We start from the raw sequence: 18,062 nt of genomic DNA, 5'->3' as shown, positions 1-18,062 counted from the left end.
GGCCGAACAGCAGGAACAGGGGTTCCCCGACCCTCATCCACCGTCCTAATCTCGGGGGGTGAAACTTCCGCCCCGGCTGCGGGCCGTCAGTGACCTGCACGTCGGGCACCCGCAGAACCGCGCGTTCGTCCAGGAGCTGCACCCGGACAATGCCGGCGACTGGCTGCTCGTCGCCGGGGACGTCGCCGACCGGTTCGCCGACATCGAGTGGGCGCTCGGGCTGCTGAGCAGCCGGTTCGCCCGGGTCGTCTGGGCGCCGGGCAACCACGAGCTGTGGACGCCACCGCGCGACCCGGTCACGCTGCGCGGCGAGGAGCGCTACCGCGCGCTGGTGCGGATGTGCCAGCGGTTGGGGGTGGTCACCCCGGAGGATCCGTACCCGGTGTGGGACGGCGACGGCGGCCCCGCCACCATCGCCCCGCTCTTCCTGCTCTACGACTACACGTTCCGGGTGCCCCAGGCGCGCACCCAGCAGGAGTCACTGGCCCTGGCGTACCAGGCCGGGGTGGTCTGCACCGACGAGGCGCTGCTGCACCCCGACCCGTACCCGAGCCGGGAGGCGTGGTGCGCGGCCCGGGTCGCCGAGACCGAAGACCGGCTGGCCGAACGCGACCCGGCGCTGCCGACGGTGCTGGTCAACCACTACCCGCTGGTGCGCGAACCCACCGACGTCCTGCGCTACCCGGTCTTCGCCCAGTGGTGCGGCACCGTCCGCACCAGCGACTGGCACCTGCGCTTCGGCGCGGCCACCGTCGTGTACGGGCACCTGCACATCCCCCGCACCACGTTCCACGACGGGGTGCGTTTCGAGGAGGTCTCCCTTGGCTACCCCCGCGAGTGGCAGCCCCGGGGGTCGGTGCCCGCCCCGGTGCGCACCATCAACCCGGCGGACGACGTACGCCGGCGCTCGTCCGTCAACCGGTGAGCTGGAGACCGCCTGTCGACTGCCAACTCCGGCTCGCGCCGTCCGCATAACGCGAGATCTTGGACAGATTCCGTCATTTCTGAACGGAAAGTGTCCAAGATCTACGGAACTCGACCCGACCGTCGAAGGACAGGTACTAGCTCGGCCCGGCTGCGCCGTACCTCACCGCGTCGAGATCGGCGGGCAGGTTGAGCGCAGCCAATGACACGGCCTGTGCCGCTGTGGTGGTCTCGCCGAGTTCCTGTCCCGTGAAGCCCATCGTGACGATGTAGTCCCTGCCCCGCCTGGGATGCAGACACACCAGGACATCGCGGGAGAGGCTGGGCCGGGTGCTGGTGGAGAATCGCAGAGACCAGTGGCTGGTGAAGGGGTAGAGCCGCCGCAGCCTCGGCTCGGCGTACGCGGCCTCGATGAGCGCGTGGTACTCGGGCCAGTCCACCTCCGCTGCCTCCGTACGCAGGTGCCGCCACTCCGACTCGACCAGCCCCGCCGGGTCACGATCTGGGACCTCGAACCGTCCGGTCAGTTTCACGAATGACGCAGCCTGGTGGATCTCGGTCAGGGGCACTCCGTCATGCCACGCCTGCGCGACTCGCACCACCTGAGCGAGGTAAACCGTGTCCCCTTCAATCAGGGCCAGACCCTGGTCACGCTCGCAACCGCGGATGAACCACCGTCGCTCCACGTGGCTGGCAGACACCCTCAACTCTTTGCGGTGCGGGAGGATGGCCGGAACGACAGCGTCATGCCACGAACCGGACGCCGTAGCCGACGCGGGAATGGACAGCCCTTCTCGAACGGCGACGGCTCGCAACGCCGCCGCAAGGCTGCCCTCGGCGGCAACCTCCGGATACAGGGCAACCGGATCGGGGTAGGTCGGCACGGCTCACAATTCTGCCAAACGAACTGACGCACAGGACTGAGGTGTGCTGCTCCGGCTCGGGCGGCCGCCGCTCCCCCGGCGGCCGCCCGAACCCGTCAGCTGGCGTAGACCTCCACTGTCGACAACTGGCCGGCGGGCCAGCCGGTGTTGCCCGTGACGGTGATCCGCACGTAACGCGCCTGAGCAGCGCTGAAGGTGAGCGACACCTGATTGCCGCTGGCCGGGTCGAAGACCCGCCCCGCCGAACCGACGAGCGTGCCGAAGCTGCTCCCGTCAGTGCTGCCCTGCACGGACAGTGTCTGCGTCCGAGCACCCCACGCCGACGACGGCGGCAGCTTCAGCACCACCCGCCCGACCGTGCGCGTCGCGCCCAGGTCGACCTGCACCCACTGCGGGAACGCGTTGTTGTTGCTCTCCCAGTAACTGTTCGCGTCACCGTCGACCACGTTGCCCGACCCGTAGCTCTGCACGTGACTGCTCTCCGACGTGGACCGGCCCCGGGCCAGGTCCGCGTTGGCCGCCGCGTCAGTGGTCACGGTGACAGCCGAGGACGCGCTGGAGGTGTTGCCGGCGGCGTCGCGGGCGACGACAGTGAAGGTGTACGCGGTGGACGGGCTGAGCCCGCTCACCGTCGCCGTGGTGCCCGTGACGGTGGCGACGACGGTGCCGCCCTGGCGTACCTGGTAACCGGTGACCCCGGTGTCGTCGGTGGAGGCCGTCCAGGCCAGTGACACGCTCGTCGACGTCTTGCCGGTGACCGCGAGGCCGCTCGGGGCGGTCGGCGGGTTGTCCGGGGTGGTGCTGCCCGCGTACACCTCGACCTTGGCGAGCTGGCCCGCCGGCCAGCCGGTGTTGCCGGCGATGCTCAGCCGGACGTAGCGGGCCGTGGTGGTCGTGAGCGTGCGGGTGACGGTGTTGCCGGTCGCCGGGTCGAAGGTGAACGCGGAGGCCGCCGCGATGGTCGAGAAGGTGCTGCCGTTGACGCTGCCCTGCACGGTGATGGTCTGGGTGCGCGCGCCCCAGCCGGCGGGCAGCCGTACGACGAGCTTGTTGACCTGGTGGCTGGCGCCGAGGTCGACCTGCCACCAGTGTGGGAAGGCGCCGCCGCCGCTCTCCCAGTAGCTGCCGGCGTCGGAGTCCACCGCGTTCGACGCCGGGAACGGGCCGTTCTGGCTGCTGGCCGAGGTGGACCGGCCGGCCGCGAGGTCACCGCCGGTGGGGGGCGGGGTGCCGACCATCGGCGGGGTGGGGCGGACCGGGGTGAGCGCGAGTTGCCCCTTGAGCATCCGGCCGCCGTCCGCGGTGATCCGCAGGTAGTAGTCGGAGGAGCAGGCCACGCCGTCCTCGTCGAGGGCACGGATGTTCGCGCCGGCCGGGGTGGTGGCCTGGGTCTCGGACGTCTTGGCGATCTGGTTGCCCTCGTTGTACTCGTCGAACATGGACACGTAGAGGCCCTGGGAGCCGAGCCGGACCATGTTGTAGATGTGCCGCCAGTAGAAGTCGCCGTGTTTGCGGTGGCCCCCGGCGAGATCGCCGGGCATCACGCAGGGCAGGTAGTCGATGCCGCGCGCCGCGCAGTCGGCCATGTCGCCGACGTTGACGTTGTTGTAGTACGAGTCCAGCTCCTCCACGGTCCTGGCCCGGTAGACCATCCACGGTGAGATCGCGTGGAACGCGTGGTAGACGTCGAGGAAGCCGGGGCGGGAGTCCTCGATGCCCTGCCGCCACCAGGTGGGCACGCCACCGATGACGTAGCAGCCCTGGGCCTTGAACCAGTTGATGACCTCCAGGCAGGGCCCGGGGGTGAAGGGGCGGCTGGGCTCGCTGAAGCCGAAGCCCCAGATGCAGACGACCGGCTTGCCGTTCTGCCGGGCGTACGCCGACGACGCGGTGTACGCGGCCATCTTCGTCGTCCAGTCGGTCTTGATCTCCGATTGGAAGGTCAGCCAGTCGGTGACGTCGTACATGATGTAGAACTTGCGGTTGTAGCGCTCGGCGGCGGAGCGCACCTTCTGGGTCATCGCGTCGCGGGTCGGGCCCTCGTCGCCCATCGGGTTGAACCGTTGCAGGGCGGCGGTGTCGCAGCCGTTCTCCTGCATCCACCGGAAGTGGGTGTCGACCGTCTGCTGGTCGTAGGAGGAGAAGAGGGTGGCCGGCTGACCGTTGCCCAGGTTGGGGTACGCGGTGGGGTAGGTGCGGGTGTACTCGCGCATGTCCGGCCAGGAGACGATCGTGGTGTTGGCGGGTGAGGGCGGCTGGAACCGGTCACGGCTCCAGTGCCACCAGCCGCCGATCGGTGCCCCGTCGCCGGGCGCGCTGAACCAGCCCTGGTAGCCGACGGTCACCTTGCCGACCACGTCCCCGGGGGGACTGGCGGCGTGCGCGGGGCTGGACAGGCTGGTGAGCAGCTCGGTGGTGGAGGCGGTGGCGAGGGCGGACCCGGCCAGTACCGATGTGACGAACCTACGGCGGGAGACCGCCATGACGACCACTCCTTCGGGACGGAAGGCATTGACGGCCATCGTGGCAGCAGTGGATGCCGACCCGCAAGAGTTAGACTGTTCGATGAAAATATCGATCAGATGAAGGGAATTACGCGCTGAGCCCTTAGTGGCTGACGGCGCGCTCCAACGCTCGCACCGGGGACAGGATCTGGCTGCCGGCTTGGCGGCGACGGGCGTCACGCACTGTCATCCGTACGCCCTCGGTAAAGCTGATCTTCGGGTACCACCCGAGCAGCTCGCGCGCCTTCCGGGTGTCCAACGCCATGTTGCGCACCTCGCCCGGCCAGGGCAGTGGCTCGTACCGGGCCGCGCTACCGACGCCGGACGCCTCCCGGACCGTGTCGTAGACCTCGTTGACGCTCGTCTGCCGACCCGAGGCGATGTTGACCAGACCCACCCCGGGGTGGTGACAGGCGACGGCGATCGCCTCGGCGACGTCGCTGACATGGATGAAGTCCCGGGTCTGCGTACCGTCGTCGTAGATCACCACCTGCCGGCCACCGAGCAGCGCGTCGGCCATCAGGGAGACCACGCCGCAGTCGCTGCCCTCCTGCCGGGGTCCGTAGACATTGCCGAACACCATCGAGGTGTACGGCAGGCCGTGCTGACGCCCGTACCAGTCGAGGTAGTGGGTGCCGGCGGCCTTGCTGACGCCGTACGGGCTCACCGGGGCGATCGGATGATCCTCCCGGACCGGCAGATCGTGGGCGGCGACGCTGCCGAAGATGGCGCTGCTGGAGGCGTTGATCACCAGCCGTACGCCCGCACGTGCGCAGGCGTCCAGCACGTTGACGGTGCCGAAGACGTTCACGTCGGCGTCGTACAGGGGCGACCGACGGGCCGCGGGAACGCTGGGCTGCGCGGCGAGGTGCACCACCACGTCCGGCTGCCACTGGTGGATGGCCTCGACACCCTCCGGCGTACGGATGTCTCCCGAGACGACGTCGGCCTCGGTCAGTCCGCCGTACGCGGCATCGGCCAGGTTCTCGATCCGGCCGGTGGAGAAGTTGTCGAGTACCCGGACCTGACTGCCCATCAACATCAGCCGGGCGACCACGTGGCTGCCGATGAAGCCGGCCCCTCCGGTCACCAGCACGCGTCCGGGGATCAGGTCTGTCGGCGGGTCGACACCGACGGCAACAACTGGCTGGTCCATGTGGAACTCCTTGGAACGACGGGGTTGTCGGCCCTCAGTGGCAACGGACGACCGGCACGACCGTAACCCATGAATTACCCACGAAAGGGATGTTTCGACCAATGCTTTGGGGAGATATGCGACGTTCAAGGCGAGAAGTCCTGTTTTTGCCTATCCGGGACTAATGGGGCATTTGTGACTAGTAGCTTACTTCCGGGGTGCTCGCCCCCCATGCCCTCGAAGCACCTGACGGAGAAGGAGGTCGGCGCGTTGAGAAAGACCCCGGGACCCGTGACCGCGGACTCAGCTCCGTTGCCGGGCAACGACACCGCGACCTCCGACGACCTCGCCGCGGCACCCGGTGCCGAGACGCGACAACGCCCGGAGATCCCGCTGCAGCTTCAGGAGATGTTCGCCCGCTACGAGCAGGCCAACCGCTCCGACCAGCACAGACGGCGGGCCCGCGTGGTGGTGCTCGAGGCGAACGACGCGGCCACCCCGATCGACCGTCTGGACGAGGAGTTCGACGTGGCCGTCCGACTCCCGGTGCCGGTCTGCGCCGAGGAGTTCGCCCGGGTGCTGGCCGGCGTCCGCCCTCGACTCCTGTTGCTCAAGCACTCCCTGGAGAGCATCGACGACCGCATCGTCACCAGTTGCCTGAGCGCCGGCGTCGAGATCATGGTGCTGGCCCGTCCCGTCTACGGCCTGCTGCGGGCACCCGCGATGGCGCGATTCGGTGGGCTGCCTTGGATCCGGCTGGGGCCGGGTGGCGCAGGCCGACCCCGAGGCGAGCGGCTCAAGCGGTTCTTCGACCTCGGCGTGATCCTGCTCAGTGCCGTCGTGGTGATCCCACTGATCGCAATGATCGCCGCCGTGGTGTCGTTCACCGGCGGCCCACCGTTCTACCTCCAGCAACGCGTCGGCACCGGTGGCCGGCTCTTCCGGGTGGTCAAGTTCCGGACCATGCGGGTCGGCGCCGAGCAGACCACCGGCCCGGTGCTGGCCCTGCCGGACGACGTCCGGATCACCCGACTGGGTCGCTGGCTACGACGGTCCCGGCTGGACGAGTTGCCCCAGCTCTGGAACGTGCTGCGCGGCGAGATGAGCCTCGTCGGGCCTCGCCCGGAACGACCGGAGTTCATCGCCGGCTTCGCCCGGTTGCCCGACTACGACCTGCGGCACCTGATCCGGCCAGGGCTGACCGGCATCGCGCAGCTCACCGGCGGATACGCGGCCACCGTGGAGGAGAAGCTCCGGTGTGACCTGCTGTACCTCAACTGCCGCTCCATGCGGGTCGACCTCACCCTGCTCCTGCTGACGGTGGTCGAGCTGTTCCGGGGGTTCCCCCGTGGCTGACACGACCCACGCCGTCGAAACCCGGGTCACCCGCAACACGGCCAGCATGTTGGCCGCACGGGTGATCATGGCGGTGTCCGGGCTGGTCTCGGTGCCCGTCATCTACCAGCGGCTCGGGCCGCGGGAGTTCGGGATCTGGGTCGTGCTCGCCGGGCTGCTGGCGATGGCCGCCCTGATCGACCTCGGCCTCGGCTCCGCACTGGTCCGGGAGGTCGCCCGCGCCGAGAGCGCGGCCGACCGGGACCTGGTACGTCGGCTGCTCGGGCTGGGGTTGGGCTGGGCCCTGCTGCTGGGCCTGCTCACCCTGGGGGCGCTCGGTGCCGGCTGGCCGTGGCTCGCCGGGCTGCTGCGCCTCGGTGACCTGGCCGACGAGGCGTGGCAGGCCACCGTCTGGCTGGTCGTCGCCCTGGTGGCCGGCGCCGTGGAGCTGCCGTGGCGGGCCGTACTCGAAGGTGGCCAACGGTACGGCTCACTCGCCGCGATCAGCGCCGGCACCGCGATCCTCGGGGCCGCCCTCGCCATCCTGGTGGTACGCCTCGGCGGCGGCCTGGTGGCGTTGGCCGCCTCGGCCGCCGCGACCGGGGCGGTCCGTACCCTCCTGCTCGCCGCGACGACCCACCGCCAGTGCCCGGACCTGTCCCCACGGTGGGGGCGAACGGACCTGGCCGACATCCGCCGCATCGGCGGCTACGGCCTGCGGGTGCAGGTCTCCAGTGGCGCCGGCATGGTCAACGTGGAACTGGACCGCCTCGTCCTCGGTGGCGCCTTCGGCCCCGCCGTGGCCGGCGGTTTCGACCTGGGCAGTCGCCTGCTCAACCTGCTCCGCCTGCCCCCGGGTTTCGCCCTCATCGTGCTGTTCCCCGCGGCGGTCGCCCGCACGGTGTCCCGCGGCACCGGCTGGCTGGACCGGTTCTACCTGACCGCCACCCGGTACCTCGCGCTGTTCCTGGCCCCGGCCACCGCCGCGCTGATGGTCAGCGCCGATCCGCTGGTCCGGCTCTGGCTGGGCCACCAGGTCCCCTGGGCCGCCGCGAACATCATGATCCTCGCGCCCGCGTACGCCCTCAACCTGATCACCGGGGCGGCGACGATCGCGGCCCGCGCCGAGGGCCGGCCCGGGTTGGAGACGCGGTACGTGCTGCTCTCCGTCGTCCTCAACCTGGTCCTGACCGTGCCGATGCTGCTGCTGTGCGGGCCGCTCGGCGTACCGCTGTCGACAGCGCTGGCGGTGGTGCTGAGCACCGGATACTTCCTGGTCTACTTCCACAGCGCCACGGCCCGCCCGCTGGCCCCGCTGGCGCGGACGATCTGGCCGCCGCTCGCCGCGGCTGTCGCGGCCGGGTTGGTCACGGCGGGGGCCAGCCAGTTCCTGCCGGACGGTCCGGGACGCCTCGACGCCGCCCTCGCCGTGTCGTCCCGGGCGGGTCTGACAGTGCTCGTCGCCGGCGCGCTGCTGATCGCCGGCGGGCACCTGGGCGCGGGCGACCGGATGCGACTGCACCGGCTGCTGCGCGCGCCGACGGCGGTGCTGTCGCCGAGCACGGGCGGTCCGCGATGAGCGTCGGCCACCGCACCGCGCGGTGCGTGCTGTGTGGGCCACGGCAGGCCCACCTGCCCCGACTCGGCGGGCTGCTGCGCCGCTGCGAAGGCTGCGGCTTCAGCTGGACCGCGCAGGAGCAGGCCACCGAGGACGGGCGATACGACGAGGACTACTTCGCCGAGGGCGGTTACGACGACTACTTCCGGGCCGCGCCACGCCGGTTCGAGGCACGGCGGCGGCTGCGCTGGTTGCTCTCCACCGTCCGCCCCACAGTCCTTCTCGAAGCCGGTCCCGCCGGGGGTTACTTCCTCGAAGCCGCCCACCAGGCCGGAATCACCGCCAGCGGCATCGAAGTCAGCCACGCCGCCGCCAGCTTCGCCCGCGACCACCTCCACATGCCCGTACGCCAGGGCTACTTCGAAACCATCGCACCCACCCTCACCGCCGACGTCGTCTGCGCCTTCCACGTCCTCGAACACGTCGAAGACCCTCGCGCCTTCCTCCACGCCGCACACACCGCCCTCACCCCCGGCGGCTGGCTCGCCCTCGAAGTACCCAACATCGCCTCCGCCGCCGCCCACCGACTCGGCACCGACTGGCCGGGCCTGCAACCGCGCTGGCACCGCTGGCACTTCACCCCGGACACCCTGGTCCGGCTGGTGACCGACCTCGGCTTCGAGGTGGTCCGGCAGGACACCACCGTCTTCCGCTACTACATGCCACTCGCCTACCGGCTGCGGCACGCACGACACCTACTCCCGGCCGACGTGCTCGGGCTCCGCTCACCGCGGCTGACCCACCCACGCCTCGGCGACCTGCTCCGGGTGATCGCCCGGGCGCCACGAACCGGACGGAGCACCTGATGAAACTCGATGGGATCGAGCTGGTCCGCTGCCAGCTCTGCGGCCGCGCCGGCGGGCACTCGCCGGCCCTCGGCGAGCTGCTGTGGAGCTGCCCGGACTGCGGCTTCGTCTGGACCGCGGGCAGCGCCCCGGCCCCCGAGGAGCTGTACGACGAGGCCTACTACACGACGGACGGGTACCAGGACTACTTCGCCTCCGCCGGTCAGCGTCGGTTCGAGGCGAGCCGACGGTTGCGCTGGCTGCTCTCGGCCGTCCGGCCCACCGTGCTGCTCGAAGCCGGCTGCGCCGGGGGTTACTTCCTCGAAGCCGCCCACCAGGCCGGAATCACCGCCAGCGGCATCGAAGTCAGCCACGCCGCCGCCAGCTTCGCCCGCGACCACCTCCACATGCCCGTACGCCAGGGCTACTTCGAAACCATCGCACCCACCCTCACCGCCGACGTCGTCTGCGCCTTCCACGTCCTCGAACACGTCGAAGACCCCCGCGCCTTCCTCCACGCCGCACACACCGCCCTCACCCCCGGCGGCTGGCTCGCCCTCGAAGTACCCAACATCGCCTCCGCCGCCGCCCACCGACTCGGCACCGACTGGCCCGCCATCGCCCCCGCGTACCACCGCTGGCACTTCACCCCGGACACGCTGAGCCGGATGCTGGTGGAGTCCGGGTTCCGGGTGATCTCGCACGACACGGTCTTCTCCCGGTTCTACTGGCAACCGGCGGCACGGCTGCGCAACGCCCGTGATCTGCTGATCGCCGACGTCGCCGCCAGCCGGTCGCCCCGGGTGACGCACCCTCACCTCGGCGACCTGCTGCGGATCTTCGCCCGCCGCGACGACCGGGCGGTGTCCTGATGGGCGCCCCGCTGCTGTCGGTGCTCCTGATCAGCTGGAACACCCGCGAGCAGACCCGGGAGTGCCTGGAGTCGCTGGCCTCGACCGTCGACCCCGACCTGGACTACGAGGTGGTGGCCGTCGACAACGGCTCGTCCGACGGCTCGGCGGAGATGCTCGCCGACCAACCCCGGGTCCGGCTGATCCGCAACAAGCACAACACCGGGTTCGCCGCCGCCGTCAACCAGGCGTACCGCCGGGCGAACGGAGAGTTGATCCTGCTGCTCAACAGCGACATCCGGTTCCACCCGGGCGCGCTGTCGCGGATGATCGACCACCTGCGGGAGCGGCCGGACGTGGCCGGGGTCAGCCCGCTGTACCTCAACCCGGACGGCACCTTCCAGCAGCACTACGTCCAACAGCCCAGCTTCACCGCCACCATCGCGCTGGTGACCGCGCTGCGCCGGCTGCCCGGGTTCCGCCAGGCGCTGCACCGCTTCCAGATGCGCGGCGAGGACTTCAGCCGTCCCCGGCAGCTCGCCTCGGGCAGCTGCATGCTGCTGCGCCGCTCGGTGCTCGGACAACAGACCATCTTCGACGAGGCGTTCCCCGTCTACTGGAACGACGCGGTCCTCGCGCGGCAGCTCGACCAGGCCGGGCACCAGTTGTGGATGCTCCCGGACGCCGTGGTGACGCACAGCCGGGGCGCGTCCTGCCGGCTGCTCGGGCCGACCATCCGCTTCCGACACCTGCTGGGCAGTCTGGTCGGGTATCTGCGGCTGACCCAGCCCCGGTACCGGTTACCCGTGTTCCGGGCCGCGCTGCTCGCCGACCATCTGGTCAAGCGGCTCTTCGGTCGATCCGTACAGCTGGGCCTGGGCGACCTGCTCGCCGCGCTGCGCGGCGATGTCGGTCCGCTGCCCGACGGCGACACCCGCGACTGGGTGGTGCTGTTCAGCCGCACCCGATGGTCCGTCGACGGACACTCGGCGGTGCTGGGGCAGCTGGCGCCCGGGCAACGGTTGCTCTTCGTCGACCCGCCGGGACGCCGGCCGCGCTGGCGGTGCGAGGTGACACCGATCGGCGCGGCGGCCTGGCACGCCGTCGCGCCGACCGCGCTGCCGCTGGGTGACGCGGTGCCGCTTCTCAACTGGGTCAACCGGCGGGTCGCGGCCGGCGCGCTGCGCGGCTGGCTGGACCGGCACGCCGGCGCGCGACTGCTGCGACTCGACGACGAGCGCGCCCGCCCGGTGCTCGGCCGCCTCGGCGAGGACGAGTTGCTGCCCGCCGGAGCGCCACGGCCGATGGAACGGTCGGGCCGTGGCTGAGCACACCAGCACCCTGCAACCGGCGGCCGCGGCGGTCGTGCCGCCCACCGACGGCGACCGCGACTGGGTGGTCATCTTCAGCGGCACGCCGTGGGCGAACGGGGCCCACCGGCAGCACGCGCTGGCCCGCGAGCTGACCGTCGACCACCGGGTGCTCTTCGTCGACCCGGCCGGGCACCGCCCCCGCTGGCGGGTCCAGGTCCGGGAGGTGGGCGACGGTCTGTGGCAGTGCGCCGGGCCGGCGCTGCTGCCGTTCGGTAGGCACCTGCCGCCGGTCAACCGGGTCAACCGCTGGTTCGCCGCGCGGGTGTTGCGCCGGTGGTTGCGGCGGCGGGAGGCATCCGTACGGCTGCTCTGGCTGGACGAGGACCTGGCCGCGCCGGTCGCCGCCCGGATGGACGCGTCCGCCGTCGTCTACGACGCCACCGACCTGGACTGGACGTTCACCCGCCCCTGGAACCGTTGGCATCTGCGCCGCGCGCTGCGCTCCGCCGTCGGCGCCGCCGACCTCGTCCTCGCCTCGTCCACCGCGCTACCCGACCGGCTGCCCACCTCCGACCCGGCACCGGTGGTCCTGGCGAACGGATGCGACCCGGACCGCTTCTCGCCGGACGGCCCGGTCGCACCCTGGTTGCTCAGCCTGCGCCGACCACTGATCGGCTACAGCGGGGCGGTCGACACCCGGGCCTTCGACGCGGACCTGGTCGCCTCGGTGGCGCGCGCCCACCCGGAGTGGACGTTCGTCCTGGTCGGCCCGTCCACCCGGGCCGGCCGCGCCCCGCTCGCCGGACTGTCCAACGTGGTGCTCGTCGACGCCGTCCGCTTCGCTGACGTGCCGGGCATCCTGCGGGCCTGCGACGTCACCATGATCCCCTACCGGGTGGGTGGCCTGATCGACTACGTGCACCCGAAGAAGTGCTACGAATACCTGGCCCTCGGCAAACCCGTCGTCGCGACACCGCTGCCGGCGCTGCGGTCCCTGGGTGACGCCATCGCGCTCGCCGCCGATCCGGCGAGCTTCGCCGCGGCGCTGAACGAGGCGCTGGACCGCGCCGGCGCGCCCGACGACGCCGCCCGACGCCGAGAGGTCGCCACCCGCAACAGCTGGTCGGCCCGGGGCGTCCAGCTGCGCTCCCTGTTGGCGGGGTTGCCGCGATGAGAGTGCCGATCGTCGCGCCCGGTGTGGTGCTCGCCGGAGCCGCGCTGGGCGCCGTGGTGACAGTGGTCACCCTGCTGCCCGGGCCGGTCGGCCTGGCCGCCGCCATCGGAGTGCTGTGCTTCGGCGTGTTCCTGCTCTGGCCCTGGGCCGTGCTGCCGGTGGGCATCATCGGCGGGGCCGTGGTCGGTGCGGTGCTCAGCGGCGGTGACGTGCGCGGCTACATCGCGGTGAAGGTGCTGCTGCTGGCCGCCGGTGGCGCCGCGCTGGCCACCCGCCACTGGGTCCGGGCGGAGCGGGGTATCCGGCGTACCGCCGCCGACGCGGGGATGCTGGTCCTGGTCGGGTTGACAGTGGTGGCGGCCACCTACGGCCTGGCCGTCGGCAACCTCCCGGCGGAAGTGCTGGTCGCGGCGTACCAGGTGGCCACGATCCCGGTGTACTTCTTCGTCGCCACCCACACCCTCACCACGTCCCGTCGGATCCTGGCCGCCGGCATCCTGTACGTGGTGCTGGCGGGGGCCTTCACCGCCATCTCGGTGACGGCACCGGGGCGGCACGGCGGGCTCATCACCCTGATGGCCATCCCCGCGCTGATCTGGGTCGCGGGTCGGGTGCGGGGTTGGCGTCGGGCCGGCGCCCTCCTGCTCGGCGGGTTCTTCGCCGTCGACGTGCTCCTCGCGTCGTACCGGGGGATCTGGCTCGCCGCGGCGCTGACCGGACTGATCATGCTGGTCCGCGGCGGTCGCACGGTCCGCACCGGCCTGGCCGCGACCGCCGCTGCGGCGGTTGCGGTGGCCGCGATCCTCGCCCTGCAACCAGGGGTACGGGAGCGCGCCACGGAGATCACCAAGGGGTTCGAGCAGTCCGCCGGTTACCGGGGGGTGGAGTCCGAGGTGGGCCTCGGCGTCTTCGCCGACCAGCCGTTGGTCGGGGCCGGCCTCGGACAGACCACCCCGGACATCTACCTGTCCGGCTTCACCTTCACCGACGTCGGGCCGGTGTACCACGCCTTCTACGTCACGGTGCTGGCCAACCTCGGGCTGGTCGGCCTCCTGCTGGTCCTCTGGCCGATCCTGCGCAGCATCCGCGTCGGCCTGCGCAGCCGGGACGGGATCGCGCTGCCGTTCGCGGCGCTGTGTTGCGGTTTCCTGGCCGCCGCCCTCTTCGCGGCGCCGACCGACGGGCACTGGGAGCTGGGCCTGTTGCCGGCGCTGACCCTCCTCACGGCACACCACGAGGGGGCGCGGCTGCGGCGAACCGCCCGACCGCCGCTGCTGCGCGGCGTCCTGACCCGAACGGGTGTGGCGGCGTGAGCGCGGCCGACGCCACCGCGGTGGTGGTCACCCACAACTCGGCGGGACAGATCGTCGCCGCCCTGAGCGCGTTGCGGCAGGCGCAGGTGCCGGTGCGGTTGGTCGACAACGCCTCCACCGACGGCACTGTCGACCTCGTCCGACGCCACTTCCCCGAGGTGACGGTCCTCGCCAGCCCCACCAACACCGGATTCGCCACCGCCGTGAACCGGGCCGCGGCCGGGGTCGACACCGACGTCGTGCTCCTGGTCAACCCGGACTGCGTGGTCACCCCCGGCGCGGTGGCGGAACTGGTCCGGGTGCTGCGCGACCGACCGTCGGTGGGCATCGCGGGACCACGGCTCACCGACGCGCACGGCCGGGTCGCGATCAGCGCCCACCGGTTCGAATCCCTCGGCACGGTGCTGGCCAGCCGGTTCGGTGGGTCGCTGGTGCCGGTCTCGCTGCGACGGTTGCTCAGTGGTCGGCAGCGCCGGGCCGCGTACGACGCCTGTGTGCGCGGGGCGCAGCCGGTGGCCGTGGACTGGCTCTCCGGTGCCTGCCTGGCGGTGCGTCGCGACCTGTTCGTGGCGATCGGCGGCCTCGACGAGGGCTACTTCCTGTACTACGAGGACGAGGAGTTGTGCCTCCAGGCGGCCCGGCACGGTGCCCAGGTGCTCTACGTGCCCTCGGTGACCGCCGTGCACACCGGCGGGGCGAGCAGCTCCGATCCGGCCTGGATCTGGCCCCACCTGTACCGCAGCATGCTGCGGTTCTTCGCCCGCCACCGCGCCGGCACCCTGCGCGCGGTACGTGGCGTGGTGCTGCTGCGCGCGCTGATCGGCATCGGACTGGCCGGGGCGCGGATGCCAGTGCAACCCCGCGCCGGGACGGCCCGGCTGCGCGCCTGGACCCGCGTCGGCCGGATCGCTGTCACCCGACCTGAAACGAGAGGAGGAGCGTGATGCACGTCCTGACAACGGTCGTCGGCAAGCGCACCGAACACTGGACGGACCTGTTCGACGTCCTGTGCGAACAGCCGGACGTCACCCTCACGGTGCTCGCCGCGGACGTGTCCCCGGCGACCCGACGCGAACTGGCCCGGCTGGCCCGTCGACACCACCGGCTGCGGTACCACGTCGTTCCGCACCTGCTCGGCGAGTCGCTGACCGGGCACATGGCCTCGGTGCTGTTCCGGCTGCCCGGCCAGCACGACGTGACCACCGCCCGCCCGGACATCCTGCACGTCATCGGCGAGGCCGCGTACCTCACCACCTGGCAGGCGCTGCGGCTGCGTCAACGCTGCTGGGCCGGGGTGCCCACCACGTTGTACGCCGCGCAGAACGTGGTCACCCGCTTTCCGGCGCCGTTCCCCCGGATCGAGCGACAGTCCTACCTCTCCGTCGACCACGCCTTCCCGATCACACCCGCGGCGCTGAACGTGCTGCGGATCAAGGGTTACCGGGGCCCGGCCACGATCGTGCCGCTCGGCGTGGACACCCGGGTGTTCCGGCCGCTGCCCACCGATCCCGCCGCGCGCCCGTTCACCGTCGGGTTCGTCGGGCGGTTCGAGCCGCACAAGGGTGTGGTCGACCTGCTGCGAGCCGCCGAGCTGATCGACTGCGACGTGTCGCTGGTCGGGGACGGCAGTCTCGACGCCGAGATCGAACGGGCCGCCGCGCGCCGACCGGGTCGGGTGCACCGGCACGGCTGGGCCGGGCACGCCGAGCTGCCCACGCTGCTCAACGACATGGACGTGTTGGCGATGCCATCGATCGAGGTGGTGCAGCGCAACACCCTGCCGTGGATCGGTATCCCGCTGCGCGAGCAGTTCGGCCGGGTGCTGGTCGAGGCGATGGCCTGTGGCGTACCCGTCGTGGGCAGCGACGTCGGTGAGATCCCCTACGTGGTGGGCGACGCCGGTCTCGTCTTTCCCGCCGGTGACGTCTCCGCGCTCGCCGCCCGCCTCGCGCGGCTGCGCGACGACCCGGCGCTCTCCGGTCAGTTGGCCAACCGTGGGTTGGCCCGCGCCGGTGCCGAGTTCGGCTGGGACCGGATCGCCGAGACCCTCTGCACGACCTGGCGCGGACTGCGGTCCCCGGCCCGGTCGCTGCGCACATCGCCCGCTGAAACCGGGCACCCAACCAGAGAGGCGATCGCCTGATGAGCGCGTCGATAGATGTCAAAGGCTTGCTCGGTGCCTCCTGGCGCCGGGTGGGCGTACCGCTGCTCGGCCTGTGCGCGGGCCTGGCCGCCGCCCAGGGAGTCACCCAGCTCCTCCCGGCACGCTACGAGGCGGAGGCCTCGGTGCTGGTCAGCGCCGAGCAGACCGACGAGGACAGACCGGTGGATCTGGCCCTCGCGCAGAACCTCACGCCCACAATCGCCCGACTGGTCGGGTCCCGGGAGGTCGCGCTGGAGGCGGCGCGTTCACTGCAACTGCCCGAGCGGGCCGTGCTCGGTCACGTCAGCGGCGAGTACGAACTGGGCCTCCAGATCATCACCGTGCACGCGAGCGCCGGCACCGGCACGCAGGCCGCCGCGATCGCGAACGCCGCTTCCCGCGCCGTCAGTCAACAACTGGGCCGACTGGACATGGGCGGTTCCACCAGCATCAACGCCCGGGTTCTCGACACCGCCAGCCCGCCGGCTCGGCCGGCCTTCCCAAAGCCGCTGCTGAACGGTGTGCTCGGGGCCCTGGCCGGGCTGCTGGCCGGTTGGGGCGCGACCATGCTGCGCGACCGGTTCGACAGCCGGCTGCGCGACATCGGCCAGATCGAGGCACGCCTGGGCCTGCCGGTGGTCGGGGTGCTGCCGAAGCTGCCGCGCCGCTTCGCCCGCCATCACGCCGCCGCGCTGTACGCCCGCACCAACGTCGCCGACGCGGTGCGCGCCACCATCTCGACGCTCAGTGTGCTCACCGCTCCCCTGCCCCGTCGTCGGCTGCTGGTGACCAGCGCGCACGACGACGACGGCAAGGCGTTGGTGACCGCCCTGCTCGGTCTGGGCATGGCCGATGAGCACTGTCGGGCCACGCTGGTGGACGGCGCGGTACGGGACCCGGTGCTGTCGGGACACTTCCCGGAGGCGCCGCACACCTGGCAGCAGGTGCTGGCCCAGAAGTGCCCTCCGGTGCGCCTGGTCGACTTCCCCACCCTGACCGTGCTGCCGGCCGAGCCCCGCGAGGGCGCCGACACGGAGGCCCTGCACGAGCTGGGCGGCCTGCTCAACGCGCTGGGCGAGGACGAGGACTGCGTGATCGTCCACGCGCCGCCGATCCTGGCCGGACGGGAGATCTCGGCGTTCGCCCAGCACGCGGACGGCGTGCTGCTGGTCGTCCGCGCCGGCCGGACGAACCTGGACGACAGCACCCGGGCGGCCCGGCTCGTGCAACAGCTCGGGCTGCCGCTGGCCGGTGTCGTGGTGATCGGGGCGGTGCCCCGACCGGACCACCGGCCGAGCAGCGAGCAACCGGCCCTGGTGCCGGGCGCGACCCCGGATGCCCTGGCGCTGCCGGCGACGAAGGTGGGCGCCCAGGGCGCGGTCATCCGTGAGTTGGTCAGCGCCCTGGTCGAGGAGAAGTCCGGGCCACCCGGACGGCACCGCCGCCAAAGCTCGGGCGAGTCCGCCCCGGTCGGCAGGACCGTCGAGGGTAGGACGGTCGAGGGCACGACGGTCGAGCGCAAGCCCGTCGACCGCGAGCGGGTGACGAGTGCGACGGCTGGGAGCGTGCCGGTCGAGCGCCAGCCGGTCGAGAGCACCGGGGGTGGCGTGGTGGCGCCCTCGGAGGCGCCGGCCGAGCCGACCCGGATCGAGGATGCCGTCACTCAGCCGAATCCGGTGGTGACGGATGCCCCGGACCGGCCCGAGCAGGTGCCGACGCCCACCGCCGAGACCGAGCCCGCGGCCCCGGCCTGGGGTGGCTCCCCCGCCGTGGCGGGTGTGCTCGGCCGACCGTTGGCCCGGCCCGAGTCGGTCTGGCGATCACCGGCGGCGGAGGCGGCGCTGCCGGAGCCTTCCCCGGGTGCCCGGGTGGCCAACCAGACGGACCACTGGCCGGCCTTCGGGCAGGAGTTGCTGGCCGCCGGGCGGCCGAGCGCGGAACGACCCTCCACCGGGCCCATCGTGCTGCGACGGGCGGTAGCCGTCGGCGACGCCGATCGCTGGGGCTGACAACGGCCGGAGCAACGGTCGGCGGCCCGCCCGTGACCGGCGGCCCGCCCAACTGGCTAGGAACGACACCGACA

Annotated in this window: 14 protein-coding genes; 11 read left to right on the top strand and 3 right to left on the bottom strand. The window is 71.9% G+C overall.

The features are described from left to right. Window positions 1-58: 58 nt before the first annotated feature. Window positions 59-925, top strand: a complete 867-nt coding sequence (locus ACZ6NZ_RS09115; RefSeq protein WP_465857272.1) for a metallophosphoesterase family protein — start codon at window positions 59-61, stop codon at window positions 923-925. A gap of 136 nt (window positions 926-1,061) precedes the next feature. Here ACZ6NZ_RS09115 and ACZ6NZ_RS09110 read toward each other — a convergent pair whose 3' ends face one another. The 3 genes from ACZ6NZ_RS09110 to ACZ6NZ_RS09100 all read right to left on the bottom strand — a co-directional run bounded on the left by ACZ6NZ_RS09110 (window position 1,062) and on the right by ACZ6NZ_RS09100 (window position 5,468). After that, window positions 1,062-1,808: a DUF6193 family natural product biosynthesis protein gene (locus ACZ6NZ_RS09110; protein ID WP_465857270.1), complete on the bottom strand. Its 747-nt coding sequence runs from the start codon at window positions 1,806-1,808 to the stop codon at window positions 1,062-1,064. 95 nt (window positions 1,809-1,903) lie between these two features. Beyond that, window positions 1,904-4,291 (bottom strand): galactose-binding domain-containing protein, encoded by a 2,388-nt coding sequence (locus ACZ6NZ_RS09105; RefSeq protein ID WP_465857268.1) that lies wholly within the window; start codon window positions 4,289-4,291, stop codon window positions 1,904-1,906. 124 nt (window positions 4,292-4,415) lie between these two features. After that, window positions 4,416-5,468, bottom strand: coding sequence for a GDP-mannose 4,6-dehydratase (locus ACZ6NZ_RS09100; RefSeq protein ID WP_465857266.1), 1,053 nt, complete (start codon window positions 5,466-5,468; stop codon window positions 4,416-4,418). A 270-nt stretch (window positions 5,469-5,738) separates the two neighbouring features. On the opposite strand from ACZ6NZ_RS09100, the gene ACZ6NZ_RS09095 reads away from it, so the two are divergent. Genes ACZ6NZ_RS09095 through ACZ6NZ_RS09050 form a run of 10 tightly spaced genes read left to right on the top strand, consistent with a single transcriptional unit; the run spans window position 5,739 to window position 17,988 of the window. Next, window positions 5,739-6,803, top strand: a complete 1,065-nt coding sequence (locus ACZ6NZ_RS09095; protein ID WP_465857264.1) for a sugar transferase — start codon at window positions 5,739-5,741, stop codon at window positions 6,801-6,803. Next, the gene (locus ACZ6NZ_RS09090) at window positions 6,796-8,361 is read left to right on the top strand and encodes a lipopolysaccharide biosynthesis protein (protein ID WP_465857262.1); all 1,566 of its coding nucleotides are present in this window, start codon (window positions 6,796-6,798) and stop codon (window positions 8,359-8,361) included. The genes ACZ6NZ_RS09095 and ACZ6NZ_RS09090 overlap by 8 nt, the downstream gene beginning before the upstream one ends. Then, entirely contained in the window at window positions 8,358-9,206 is an 849-nt protein-coding gene (locus tag ACZ6NZ_RS09085; RefSeq protein WP_465857260.1) for a class I SAM-dependent methyltransferase, read from the top strand. The genes ACZ6NZ_RS09090 and ACZ6NZ_RS09085 overlap by 4 nt, the downstream gene beginning before the upstream one ends. After that, window positions 9,206-10,057 carry a class I SAM-dependent methyltransferase gene (locus tag ACZ6NZ_RS09080; RefSeq protein WP_465857258.1) on the top strand — a complete coding sequence of 284 codons (852 nt, stop codon included), beginning with the start codon at window positions 9,206-9,208 and terminating at the stop codon, window positions 10,055-10,057. Before ACZ6NZ_RS09085 ends, ACZ6NZ_RS09080 begins: the two co-directional genes overlap by 1 nt. Continuing rightward, window positions 10,057-11,364: a glycosyltransferase family 2 protein gene (locus ACZ6NZ_RS09075; RefSeq protein ID WP_465857256.1), complete on the top strand. Its 1,308-nt coding sequence runs from the start codon at window positions 10,057-10,059 to the stop codon at window positions 11,362-11,364. Before ACZ6NZ_RS09080 ends, ACZ6NZ_RS09075 begins: the two co-directional genes overlap by 1 nt. Further along, on the top strand, window positions 11,357-12,523 hold the full coding sequence (locus tag ACZ6NZ_RS09070) for a glycosyltransferase (protein WP_465857254.1): 1,167 nt from the start codon (window positions 11,357-11,359) through the stop codon (window positions 12,521-12,523). Before ACZ6NZ_RS09075 ends, ACZ6NZ_RS09070 begins: the two co-directional genes overlap by 8 nt. Then, window positions 12,520-13,836 (top strand): O-antigen ligase family protein, encoded by a 1,317-nt coding sequence (locus ACZ6NZ_RS09065; RefSeq protein WP_465857252.1) that lies wholly within the window; start codon window positions 12,520-12,522, stop codon window positions 13,834-13,836. The genes ACZ6NZ_RS09070 and ACZ6NZ_RS09065 overlap by 4 nt, the downstream gene beginning before the upstream one ends. After that, window positions 13,833-14,780, top strand: coding sequence for a glycosyltransferase family 2 protein (locus ACZ6NZ_RS09060; protein ID WP_465857250.1), 948 nt, complete (start codon window positions 13,833-13,835; stop codon window positions 14,778-14,780). The genes ACZ6NZ_RS09065 and ACZ6NZ_RS09060 overlap by 4 nt, the downstream gene beginning before the upstream one ends. Beyond that, window positions 14,780-15,979, top strand: coding sequence for a glycosyltransferase family 4 protein (locus ACZ6NZ_RS09055; RefSeq protein ID WP_465857249.1), 1,200 nt, complete (start codon window positions 14,780-14,782; stop codon window positions 15,977-15,979). Before ACZ6NZ_RS09060 ends, ACZ6NZ_RS09055 begins: the two co-directional genes overlap by 1 nt. Continuing rightward, complete coding sequence (locus ACZ6NZ_RS09050) at window positions 15,979-17,988, top strand: hypothetical protein (protein WP_465857247.1); 2,010 nt, start codon at window positions 15,979-15,981, stop codon at window positions 17,986-17,988. Before ACZ6NZ_RS09055 ends, ACZ6NZ_RS09050 begins: the two co-directional genes overlap by 1 nt. Window positions 17,989-18,062 lie beyond the last annotated feature (74 nt).

Source organism: Micromonospora sp. NPDC047756 (genome assembly GCF_055587245.1).
Note: the sequence above shows the minus strand (reverse complement) of the source record. Positions and strands in the feature narration are given on the sequence as shown.

Bases quoted from the DNA above. Each gene is read 5' to 3' on its own strand.
- ACZ6NZ_RS09105 (WP_465857268.1), bottom strand. From the start codon at position 4,291: ATGGCGGTCTCCCGCCGTAGGTTCGTCACATCGGTACTGGCCGGGTCC.
- ACZ6NZ_RS09100 (WP_465857266.1), bottom strand. From the start codon at position 5,468: ATGGACCAGCCAGTTGTTGCCGTCGGTGTCGACCCGCCGACAGACCTG.
- ACZ6NZ_RS09085 (WP_465857260.1), top strand. From the start codon at position 8,358: ATGAGCGTCGGCCACCGCACCGCGCGGTGCGTGCTGTGTGGGCCACGG.
- ACZ6NZ_RS09080 (WP_465857258.1), top strand. From the start codon at position 9,206: ATGAAACTCGATGGGATCGAGCTGGTCCGCTGCCAGCTCTGCGGCCGC.
- ACZ6NZ_RS09075 (WP_465857256.1), top strand. From the start codon at position 10,057: ATGGGCGCCCCGCTGCTGTCGGTGCTCCTGATCAGCTGGAACACCCGC.
- ACZ6NZ_RS09065 (WP_465857252.1), top strand. From the start codon at position 12,520: ATGAGAGTGCCGATCGTCGCGCCCGGTGTGGTGCTCGCCGGAGCCGCG.
- ACZ6NZ_RS09055 (WP_465857249.1), top strand. From the start codon at position 14,780: ATGCACGTCCTGACAACGGTCGTCGGCAAGCGCACCGAACACTGGACG.
- ACZ6NZ_RS09050 (WP_465857247.1), top strand. From the start codon at position 15,979: ATGAGCGCGTCGATAGATGTCAAAGGCTTGCTCGGTGCCTCCTGGCGC.